This is a genomic window from Shewanella surugensis (assembly GCF_023284005.1).
Lineage (GTDB): Bacteria > Pseudomonadota > Gammaproteobacteria > Enterobacterales > Shewanellaceae > Shewanella > Shewanella surugensis.
Genome location: NZ_JAKIKS010000151.1, coordinates 1 through 10,743, shown reverse-complemented (window position 1 = coordinate 10,743; position 10,743 = coordinate 1). Strand labels below are relative to the sequence as shown.

The 10,743-nt window shown below is 38.3% G+C and carries 9 protein-coding genes and 2 pseudogenes; 2 read left to right on the top strand and 9 right to left on the bottom strand.

Annotation, left to right across the window (positions count from 1 at the left end):
* Positions 1 to 1,025: 1,025 nt before the first annotated feature.
* The 5 genes and pseudogenes from L2764_RS23600 to L2764_RS23590 all read right to left on the bottom strand — a co-directional run bounded on the left by L2764_RS23600 (position 1,026) and on the right by L2764_RS23590 (position 4,451).
* Positions 1,026 to 1,391 carry a hypothetical protein gene (locus tag L2764_RS23600; RefSeq protein ID WP_248942786.1) on the bottom strand — a complete coding sequence of 122 codons (366 nt, stop codon included), beginning with the start codon at positions 1,389 to 1,391 and terminating at the stop codon, positions 1,026 to 1,028.
* 868 nt (positions 1,392 to 2,259) lie between these two features.
* Positions 2,260 to 2,541 (bottom strand): hypothetical protein, encoded by a 282-nt coding sequence (locus L2764_RS23595; protein ID WP_248942785.1) that lies wholly within the window; start codon positions 2,539 to 2,541, stop codon positions 2,260 to 2,262.
* A 19-nt stretch (positions 2,542 to 2,560) separates the two neighbouring features.
* Positions 2,561 to 2,689 carry a hypothetical protein gene (locus tag L2764_RS27905; protein WP_283107147.1) on the bottom strand — a complete coding sequence of 43 codons (129 nt, stop codon included), beginning with the start codon at positions 2,687 to 2,689 and terminating at the stop codon, positions 2,561 to 2,563.
* A gap of 215 nt (positions 2,690 to 2,904) precedes the next feature.
* Positions 2,905 to 3,021, bottom strand: a pseudogene (locus L2764_RS28380) (transposase); the annotation flags it as partial.
* A 347-nt stretch (positions 3,022 to 3,368) separates the two neighbouring features.
* The gene (locus L2764_RS23590) at positions 3,369 to 4,451 is read right to left on the bottom strand and encodes an NAD(P)/FAD-dependent oxidoreductase (protein WP_248942783.1); all 1,083 of its coding nucleotides are present in this window, start codon (positions 4,449 to 4,451) and stop codon (positions 3,369 to 3,371) included.
* Between the two features lie 131 nt (positions 4,452 to 4,582).
* Here L2764_RS23590 and L2764_RS23585 point away from each other — a divergent pair, with 131 nt between their 5' ends.
* Positions 4,583 to 5,473, top strand: a complete 891-nt coding sequence (locus L2764_RS23585; protein ID WP_248942782.1) for a LysR family transcriptional regulator — start codon at positions 4,583 to 4,585, stop codon at positions 5,471 to 5,473.
* Between the two features lie 383 nt (positions 5,474 to 5,856).
* Positions 5,857 to 6,573 carry a hypothetical protein gene (locus tag L2764_RS23580; RefSeq protein WP_248942781.1) on the top strand — a complete coding sequence of 239 codons (717 nt, stop codon included), beginning with the start codon at positions 5,857 to 5,859 and terminating at the stop codon, positions 6,571 to 6,573.
* Positions 6,574 to 6,585: 12 nt separating this feature from the next.
* Here L2764_RS23580 and L2764_RS23575 read toward each other — a convergent pair.
* The 4 genes and pseudogenes from L2764_RS23575 to L2764_RS23560 all read right to left on the bottom strand — a co-directional run.
* Positions 6,586 to 6,693: pseudogene (locus L2764_RS23575) on the bottom strand (IS982 family transposase); the annotation flags it as partial.
* Positions 6,694 to 6,893: 200 nt separating this feature from the next.
* Entirely contained in the window at positions 6,894 to 7,478 is a 585-nt protein-coding gene (locus tag L2764_RS23570; protein WP_248942780.1) for a CAP domain-containing protein, read from the bottom strand.
* A gap of 531 nt (positions 7,479 to 8,009) precedes the next feature.
* Positions 8,010 to 8,426, bottom strand: a complete 417-nt coding sequence (locus tag L2764_RS23565) for a hypothetical protein (RefSeq protein WP_248942779.1) — start codon at positions 8,424 to 8,426, stop codon at positions 8,010 to 8,012.
* Between the two features lie 909 nt (positions 8,427 to 9,335).
* Entirely contained in the window at positions 9,336 to 10,088 is a 753-nt protein-coding gene (locus L2764_RS23560) for an arylamine N-acetyltransferase family protein (protein WP_248942778.1), read from the bottom strand.
* Positions 10,089 to 10,743 lie beyond the last annotated feature (655 nt).

The following is a 10,743-nucleotide window of genomic DNA, read 5'->3' as shown; positions in this document are numbered from 1 at the left end:
TTACATCGAACATTGCTTGGAACAGCTATCTCCCCCCAACTGTGATCTCAATAGTCTCTTACCTTGGCATGTTAATCTAAGCAAGGCGTAGTTCGCCGGACGCTCACGAAATAATGTAGGCATCTTTTGATGTGACACCGAATTGGGCTATTTTATACGCTCCTAATAGGCGCTCTTTTGAAAATGAAGGGGAAAGTTTTTTATACTGCATTACTGCGCATCAACTTAGGATCACAAGGTTGTCAGCTCAAGAAGACCGTCATAGTCGTTCATTCACTTCAATGTGATCACTACATTGGTGATCTGACCTATATGGATAGAGGAAATGTCTTATTGTTGTCTGGAACAACAAAGACCTAAACATCAGATGGTGGAATGCCAGTTAATGCATGGAGCCATCAACGATCTTGCCTAAAAATGTTTTACTTCCAGCTGGATCCTACACCTTCAGGTGGCTTCGATATATCCCCTTACTCACATACATAAAAATAATCATCATATTCGATATGCTTTGCTTATAGAAGAGAGGTAATGATTGCTGCTTTCATCAATCAAGACTGGCAAGCCAGTGAATAATATATTCCAGTCATAACAGATAAAAGGTGGCATCATTGACGATACCGATAAAGTATTCAGAAAATACATCAAAGCCCTAGCTCATCTCACCACTGCAGGCTCTAGAATCGATATTGACTGACAGATTAGATTTTTATGAATGCAAACTCGAATATTTAACGGCATTAAATCCATAAGATGAAAATAAATAATCGCTCATATTCATTCCGCCTTAATAATACCATTATATTGATTAAAAACGGTATTATTAAGGCTACATGTTGAATTATCAATATCCGCTAACGCCTAATACCTTATCCAGGTCTAACGGTCAAGATGTGTCGTTTATAGAGAGTGTCTACTATCTTGAAAAACATCCCTAGGAATGGCTTGCAGCTCCACTGTCTCGACAAAGCATCTACCGACTTAATATCGTATTTTAGTTATTTTAGTTATTGTTGAGAAATGAATCATCCCCTTACCAGAGACATCAGTTTATTGACTTTATTATTAATATAACTCGGGTGTGTATCATCAAACTCTGTCATTGTTTCTATCAGATCAATAAGATCATTGGCTATTATTAATGCTTGATTATCATGATCGCTAGCGGTAAGCCCATGAGCATAATCATAACCTAATGAGGCATTGATATGATACCTAATTAAGTAAATATATTCAGATACTCTCCCCGGTAATTTATCTTCTTTTAAAAACTTCAATACTAAGGACTCGGTGGCAGAAAAGACACTCGCTTTTTCAAAATCATTATTTGCCTTTTTTGCTAAAATACATAATTTTTGTAATTTAAGAGTAAAAACATAAGGTGAATTCATTTCGGTAATCTCCATAATATATATTAACTCTAACATCTAACTCTAACATCTAACTCTAACATCTAACTCTAATATCTAGCTCTATTCATACACTGCGACATTAAATCTTTATTTATTAACAGTAGTTACAAATTGAAACAAATAAGATATCAAACATTTATTATTTAACGCGATTATTAAAAATAAATCAGCCGCAAGTCCTTTAGAATACTAGTGGTGAAAGTAGCTGGCATCATTGACAACAATATGACTGTGAGTAATAACTCTATATTTCATTTAACACACAAGAGCCATGCTGGAACAATAAATTAACAACGAGTTAAATACTTCACATCACTTACAGAACAAAAGTAAATCATCAAAAAACTATATACAGAGATAAAACAACATCACTCAGATTAATATAAACGTGACACCTATCATTTTATATTGATACAACAATATAAGCAGTAATAGAATATAATCTTTATTATTCTACAGAGTAAGACACCTCAATACAAAAAGGCCAATACCCATCGCGGCACACTAAAAAAGGACAAAATTACCATCCCTTTAACTCAGGATCCTAGCTGCTGCATTCAATGTTGAGTATTCATCAAACTTTTAAGCGTTATTTTTCAATCCACAGTATTATCTAACGCTAAATAATTCGATGTGAGTGCGGTTATCGCTGCTTTATAGTGAACCACTCCACATCATAATCTTTGGCTTGTAAATACCCCGCAACTTGCTATGCAAATCAACAAACACTGCCACTACTCAAACTAGTACTACAATATTTATTGAAAAATAGCCAATAAGCTAATGTTATTACAGCTTATATAGGCAAATGCGTATTGGCTATTTTTACACATTTTATAAAAAAGTGTTATCTAATCGAAATACCTGCGACTTCGACCACCGAATTGGCATTAGCCCGCTCGATAATTTTAACCAAAGCAGATTGAATAACCTCACTTTCCCTTGCATCCGTTTTACTCGTAAAGCGCTCTTCCTGTACCTCGCTCCCCTTCTCTAACATAAACTGAACAACCACTTCAGTTGCACAATCAGCGCTCGCCCCAAAATAGGCTAACGATATTTGAGGATAACCTTTAAAGCCTGCCTTAACGTATTTAGCAATGCGTTTTTTAGCTTTATCTACGTGCATATTAACCCCTTATAATCATTTAAACGGAGAAGATAATCCAACTATCAACCCCCATTTCGATAAACACTCGTTCATTGCCTGCTAGCCTAACCAAAAATGCCCCTTTATTCAGAATAAATATCCCCATTTTGTTCGGGCCTAATTCCATCGGACACCTTGATTGTGGGTATATACCCATTAATCAAGGTGAGTATGAGTACTTGGAATAGTCATAGCAAGCCATTATAAATCAATAATATACTTGGAATTTCACAAGGTATCAACACACTCAACCTACCACATTACGATCTAGGCAATTTTCTGTATCGTCACTAATAATGATCTTTAGTCAGGTTTCATCTGGAATACTTAGCATATTCAACACCTACACGTATTAGTTGATATTGATCCCTGCTTATCATTTCGGATAATTCGGCCTGTTTCAGCAACAAGCTCAAGATAGTTTTTTAGTACGAAAACTATTCCTTTGGGCTGGTGTAGTCCGACTAATCAGGCATACTCACCAAATGATGTAGCAGAGCATTTTACTCAGTCACTCAGAAAGCGATACAATCGACCTCAATACCTGAAATCAAAATGGCTACTCAAGTGATCGCTAAATAGAGCCGCTGATTCAATAGTATCAAGATAACGTCCTCCGCCGCTTAATGAAAATAATCGTGGGTGTTATATAGCCCTCTTCACCCATCGCCTTTGTAAGATCCTCGAAAGAAGTCGCTTTACCCACCCCCTAAAGCTAAGCTATTTTCCAAGTAAAATGACAAGACAGTGCCAAAAGCTCAGTGAATCAATCACACTGAGCGACAGGATATATTTTTCTATATTAATCAAATCAACTTATTTGGCTCACTGCCGTAGATTTTATACATATTGCTGATCCCCATATCCTTTTGTTTCATGTTGACGAAAAATTTCATTGTGGTCACACCAAAAGGCATTTGTGCAACTCCCGAATCCGTTCCTGTCGGAGTGATGATGGCAAACGGTGGGGTTTTATAAGCGCTCCCTTTTTTCCCTTTCGCTGATTTGAGTAGCAGATCTGCCAACATAGTGCCCTGCACACTGGCAATATAGCCGTGTTTATGATTATCGAGATCCGCACAGTCACCTAATGCGTACAAATTATCATAGCCCACAACGTTCATAAATGGATCCACCTTGACTAAGCCTTTATTATCAAGAACATCTGAGAGTTCAGCATTCAAAAACTCAGTATTGGGTACCATTCCGACACACGTATAAGCAATGTCGACCTGAAGGGATTCATTGCTTTTAGAACACCGATATACATTCCCGTCTTTCGTAAACCGGCGGTTAAATTTCACTTTTACCTTTCTGGCCGTTAATTGCTCCAATGCTTTACGTTGTGCCTTGGGTTTCATGTGATCTAATAGCGTATCGGTTGAATGGGCTAAAGTGATGTCTTTATCAGGAAAGGCACTGGCAATTTCACCTGCAAACTCGACCCCTACTGTTCCCCCTCCGATCACTAGAACTGATTTTGCGGATGCAAGCAAGGTGTGATTAGCCACTATTTCTTGGTTACGCTCAGTATAATCGAACGCAGCATTCGACTTGGCCAACGATAATGTCGGATAACGACTTCCTGATGAAATAATGGCGCGTTTAAAGCGAATGCTCTCTCCATTGTCGAGCTTAACCTCCTTATCATTCATTGATTTTATACTGCCCTGAATAAAGGTCCCGTCGATAAAATCACGATAGCGTTTACGTGGGGTATTGCCAAGTGTTTTGGGGGCGGCAACATTGCGTAATACGGCAAACGTCACTTCAAAATAATTTTTTCTATCAACTAATGTCACACTAACCCCTTTTTTAGATAGCTTTTGAGCAGCAGCCACCCCGCCAAAGCCCCCCCCAATAATAAGTACATCTGTTTGCTTTTGCATAATGACCTTTCCATCTTGAAATTATTGATAAAATTGAACCTATTTCGCTTTAAACAGACAATAACATTAGTTAATATCTAATATAATTTGTTATTTTCTATTAACATGTAAGGTTTTTTCTAAGGAAATCCATGACACTCGATCAACTTAAATCCTTGCAGGCCATCGTTGAAGGTGGATCCCTGAGAGCGGCTGCTCAGGATCTGCACCGAACACAGCCCACAATCAGTGTCGCGATAAAGAACCTAGAGGAAGAGCTTGGACTCAAAATATTTGATCGAAACCAATATAGAAACACACTAACACCGCAAGGCAAGGCTCTGTATGAAAAAGCGAAGTTAGTCTTAGGACAAGCACAATCATTTAAAAAACTCGCAAAACAACTTGCCACTGGAGAAGAGTTACGGGTGGGTATTGCTTTTACTTCCGCTATCCCTGTGTCTCCGATTATCAGTACCATTAGACAATGTAAAGTGGCGTTTCCCCGCACTCGACTGGAAATTTATTCTGAAAATGGCATGGGTCCCTTAGATTTACTGGAAGACGGGCAAGCGTCGATTTTGATCATTCCCTGGATTAACAATATTGAAAAATTGGAATCTATGCACTTCATGAATTTGCGATTCGTATCGGTCATTGCGGCACATTCCCCCTTGTTACAACAATATGACGTGGTGCCCCAAGCCGTCATGAAGACTCATCCTCAGGTCATTATTAGTGGCCGTAAATCTTCAACGACAAGCTACGGTGTGCTTGAAGGCGGCGATCAGTGGAGAGTCAATGATTTCCAAACTAAAAAAGAAATTATCATGCAAGGCATGGGATGGGGCAGCTTACCCGAACACCTGATAAAAGATGAGCTTGCACAGGGGTTACTCGCACCCATAAAAGTTGAAGGTGAGGTTGGATCTCCGGGCATCGAATTTCGAATTGCTAGATTGGATTCAGAGCCTGCCGGACCGGTTGCGCAAAGGCTCTGGCAATTGTTCCGAGAAGGCACCAGCCTAAGCCTGAGTTGTTAGTGTAAAAGATCATGTAAAAATAGATCTCGTTTTTCACCCATTGTTTAATCACCACCAGCAAAGAATGGCCACTCTAAATTACTATTAACTATATTTTCAATTGGTTATAAAAATAACAATGAGTATATTGATTGTTCCCTTCGACACAAAGTAGGAAAAGTCAAAATAACAGAGAGGATGAAGGTAGGTAGCTTTTTTAATGATTTATGGATACAAAATGAATACAAACTGAGTGAATTCAAAAATCTTTAAGTACATCAAAGTCCCAATTTTTAAACCGTCCCCTTACTAGACTATTGGCTATCTTATCAAACGAAATTCAATCGATTAGAGTAATAAGTGTTGGTCAAATAAACATATTTCAATTTTACAAGGAGTAAATAATGGGAAATATTATTGCTGCAACATGTTCTGGAAGTTCAACTCATAACGGTTTAGATTATGATGATTTTCCAACGAGAAGAGCGCACAATCATCAAACAACAGATAGACACACATCCCACCACACACACAGCAGTCATCAAAATACGGATCATTTAGACCTAGCGATTGATTTTGATGGGGCGAGCAATTTTGAAGACTTTTTATCAAGAAGTGAATTAGCCCTTACCGAAAGCAAAATGAAACAAGCATACTTCCCTCAAACAACAGACACATTAGCAGCAAAAGCATTAGTTCATCAGCCTTCTAAAGACGTTCAAATAACCTATGATAATGCCAGATCAGACTATAGAAAATTGATTACAAATATATTAAATGATAACCATAAATCACCAGAATGGTTGTTAAAAATGATGGCAAGATGGGAAGACAAAAATCCAATATCAAATTTTGAAATGAATGCTCAAACCACTGTAACATCCGCATCAAAAGCGATTGAGTTTCCACAACAAGCCCAGCAAGCACAAGTAGAGCCTATCCCTACGTCCATAAGCACTCCAATCATTGAAAAAAAATCAGTCAGTACGTCGAGTCAAAATAGGGACATAAGCCATAATAGAACAAGATTCGATATACAAAATGACAGGCATAAACCCGAGTTCGCATCTAAAGGTTTTTTTTCCTCTCTTCTTAGTTGTTTCCCATTTATCGATAAGTAACCTCAAATCGGTTTAACGCATCACTGCAATTGTGTTGAATTCAGCTGATGTGATATTAAATTGTGGCTTTCTCTCTTTAAGTTGGTAAGCCACTAAACCGCCTATCATATTGAGCATGAAATCAACCGTGGTTAAATCTTCACCAGCAAAGGATGGTCACTCTCTGCCTCGTGCTCTCTAAATTACTATCAACTTTATTTTCAATGTGTTATAAAAAATAATGATGGGTGCCTTGATTGTTGATGGTTCTCCAATTTCAAAGACTCTTGCTGATTTTATAAAATGCAGTGAAGAGCAGTTAAAGCCAACACGGTTTACGATTAACGAGATTTAGCAAAGACTTGTGTCCAATAATAGTGATAATTTACATCGCTGTTTGCGCTACACGCTAAGCCCATTTCCGTCACATTTTCGCTCATAATATTCTTACAATGTCCGTCACTCACCATCCATGCATCCACGACAGACTGCGCCGTAGTCTGACCGCCAGCAATATTTTCTGCCACATAAGACCACGTGTAGCCTTGAGCAGTAACCCGAGTCGCTACTGTGCTTTCGTCAAGGCCTGTATGACTAAAAAAATCATAATTAGCCATATTATTCGAGTGCGCTTGTGCAGCCGCAGTCAATAAAGCATTCCAGGTTAACTCCTCCACAGGACCATAACGTTCACTGCCACAAGTTTGTTCCTGTGTACGCTGTTCATTAATCAAAGCCAAAACAGTCGTCAGATCATCACTACAGCTAATTTGGCTATAGTGGGTATCATCATCACTGCTAGCATCAGAGCCTCCATCATTCACAACCGCTTCATCAGATCCCTGATTGTCGCTAGATGCTCCATCGTCACTATTACAGCCAGAGATCAGGCCCGCACAAAATATCCCCACTAACCAATAACGCATACTGGCACCTAACTATTGTTAACTAAAACGGCCATCATAGTAACAAAATATTTAAAATTTTAAAGTAATTCACTTAAAATTTACAAAACAGGCAAATACATTAATAATCAATTGATTATCATATAAAAGGTCAATTTAACATCGAACATTCCAATCAATCAACGACCCCGCACCAAGGCTTTTCGCTTCGGCTCAAATTCGCTACGCGAAGAGGGGTATCTAGATTACTCTAAGGTCCAAACACCGCTACGCCACAAGTTGCGAGGAATTAAACCCGAGTAAGATTAAATAGAATGAATATACTGCCCTATAGTTCATGCTGAGAAAATGACTGAAGGATATTCAGGATCATAAAACAGCAGTAAGATGAGTGCTTGGATGATTAGATTGACGCCACCAGCAAAAGATAGACCTGTGAAACTCTCTGCTTCAATGCACGCTAATTTAGCACCCGCTTTATTTTCAAAAAGTTACCGACAGATAATAATGGGTACCTTGGTTGTGAGCAACATGTTATATTTGAACCCATAGCTACACAAACATAGCTTTTAACACGGATTCATATTCAGTAGGAATGACACGCATTCCTAAAGCTTTCGTTTTATACCAACTAATAAAATCAGAATCAGTTATTGCTAATGGGGGATCTAATAATTTTAGTTCGCCATCCTGTTCATATTTCACTGTGTTTTTATAATCAAATTTTCCGAGCCATTTACCCCCTGCTTTTCGAAAGCATTCAGTACACTTGTAGCTATAAGCGAGTTTAAAAATATTTTTTCTACCCACCTTTTCTTTTTCAATGACGTAAACATACGAACCTTCTGATGCCAATTCTGCTTCATTCTTTTTACTGGTGTACGAGAATGGCACTTTCCGAACGTCTTTATAGATACTGGTTACAGGCCCCTGCTCTTCTGAAAGATGCCCTACAATATAAGAACTCATAAATCCTCTCTAAAAATATAACCTTTATATAGTGCGCATGCTCGATCACCACATCAGACCAGTGCTCTTTCTCAAAATAGACGCATTATTAATATACTGTATTATATAATATTCATCAGGTTTTAGTTAGACACACCCGCCTTCAACATGCTAAAATAATTATGGATATCTAAATTGTGAATTATTTTCGATAAGTTATAGATAAATAATTATGGATGTCTTGGTTGTGCCTAACCCAGTGCTCTGCAAAAATTTTCCGTAGCAGCGCCTTGTTATGCATGGCTACCATCCGGAAATTAACCAAACCAGCCATTGTTAAATCTCCACCAGCCTCGATGCTCTCTAATTTAACATTCACTCTATTTTCAATAAGTTAGATATAGTTGTGGGTAGTTTGGTTGTTGATTATTTAACGTTTACTCTGACCCGACTTTTCCCCGATTGCTTGCCGCAGGCTAAAGTCGTGGATTCCCATCCACACTGGGGCAAGGAGGACTGCTCGTCCTTATCCTCCTTGCATTCACCATAACGCCCCGACGGAGTAGAAGCACTTCAATTGTGCGATAAACAAAAATATTTATCACCTCATATTCGCCGTCCTTGGCTCAACTAAGGCTATTTTCGACATCCTGTCTTAATCACAATATTTTTTATCGAAAAGTTAAAGTTACTCCGATGGGGAGTTAAATCAAAAGCAAAAACAAACAGCAACAATAGCTGTCTATGAATTCGCTGAAATCATCACAACTATCAAAAACGGTCCCCTGAAACATCACCCTAAACAGAGCGAACTCTCGTTCTGCTATTTGCATAATAAAGAGTATGACTAAACTTTAGCCTCGGGCTTGTTCAACACTTGGGATAAGGACGCGGCTGCGCGCGGCCTATCCTTATCTGTTATGTTCTTCGTTACGCTGATATACCAAAATAACCTTTTAATACTTTAGCTTGTTCCGAGTCTTGCACCACTTTCTCCGTTTGCAGTCCACTTTGATCTGTGATCAGTAACCTATCGCCTGAAAGAGTGATCCGTTGAGAGTGTTTATACACCGTAACCAAAAGCTTCTGGGTAAATATCGACTCTGGGGATGTTTCAATAAAATGACTAACTTGTTGAAAATCACTTATGTTTTTAGATGCCAAGCGAAATGCATACCGATACTTCCAAGTATCTGCTTCATTGAAGCACAATACAAAGTCACTTATACCATAGCGCATAACTTTATAGTGAATACACTCTTCACCAGTAGTTTCTGCATGACTATGAATTGAAATGGGATCACCAAAGTATTTACCGTTGCCAACATCGACGAGATATTCAACTTCATCTAGCGTTACAATTAATGACATATGATCAAAGTGGCCTTTAAATGAGGCACCAGGAAACATTTCCGCTTCAATCACTCTCACATCGAAGCCTAGCGCTCTGAGAGCTGAGAAAAATAAACTATTATTTTCAAAGCAAACACCACCTCTTTTGTGTGTGACTATTTTGTCGAATACTTTGCTAGTTGAAAAATCAAGCGGTTTTTTTTCGATAATGTCAATGTTCTCAAATGGTATTGCCCCCAAAAAACATTCTTGCAATTTTGTCAGGCTCTCAAATGAGTTTGAAACCTTACCTTCAAAACCAATCCTTGATAAAAATACTTTCTTATTCAATTAGATACCTTATACCCTTGATGAAAATACAATCGTTGTGTAGTGTGTATTCGCCTTATCTATACCACCAGTTTATCAAGCTATTACAGTCCATATAATAGCGTTTCAACCTTCCTGTCTTAATCACAATATTTTTTATCGAAAAGTTAAAGTTACTCCGATGGGGAGTTAAATCAAAAATAAAAACAAAAACAAAAACAAAAACAAAAACAAACAGTAACAATAGCTGTCTATGAATTCGCTGAAATCATCACAACTATCAAAAACGGTCCCCCTGAAACATCACCCTAAACAGAGCGAACTCTCGTTCAGTTATTTGCATAATAAAGAGTATGACCTAAGCCTCAGCCTCGGGCTCCTCACGTTAATAGAAAGTACACTTGCCTCTTTCTTAAAAACAGAGACGCGGCTCCGCGCGGCCTATCCTGATTAGTTATATTACCCACCAGCAAAGGCTTATCACTCCCAGTCTCGATGCTCTGTAACTTATCACTGACTTTATTTTCAATAAGTTACCGACAAATAACTATGGGTGTCTTGATTGTGAGTTATTGTCAAATGTGGTGTATCAATGAATCGTGATGTTCTGTTTGATCTTGAGTGATCCGCTCACCATCTTTAAATTGAATACCTGATATGACATCAGCAAGCAGCT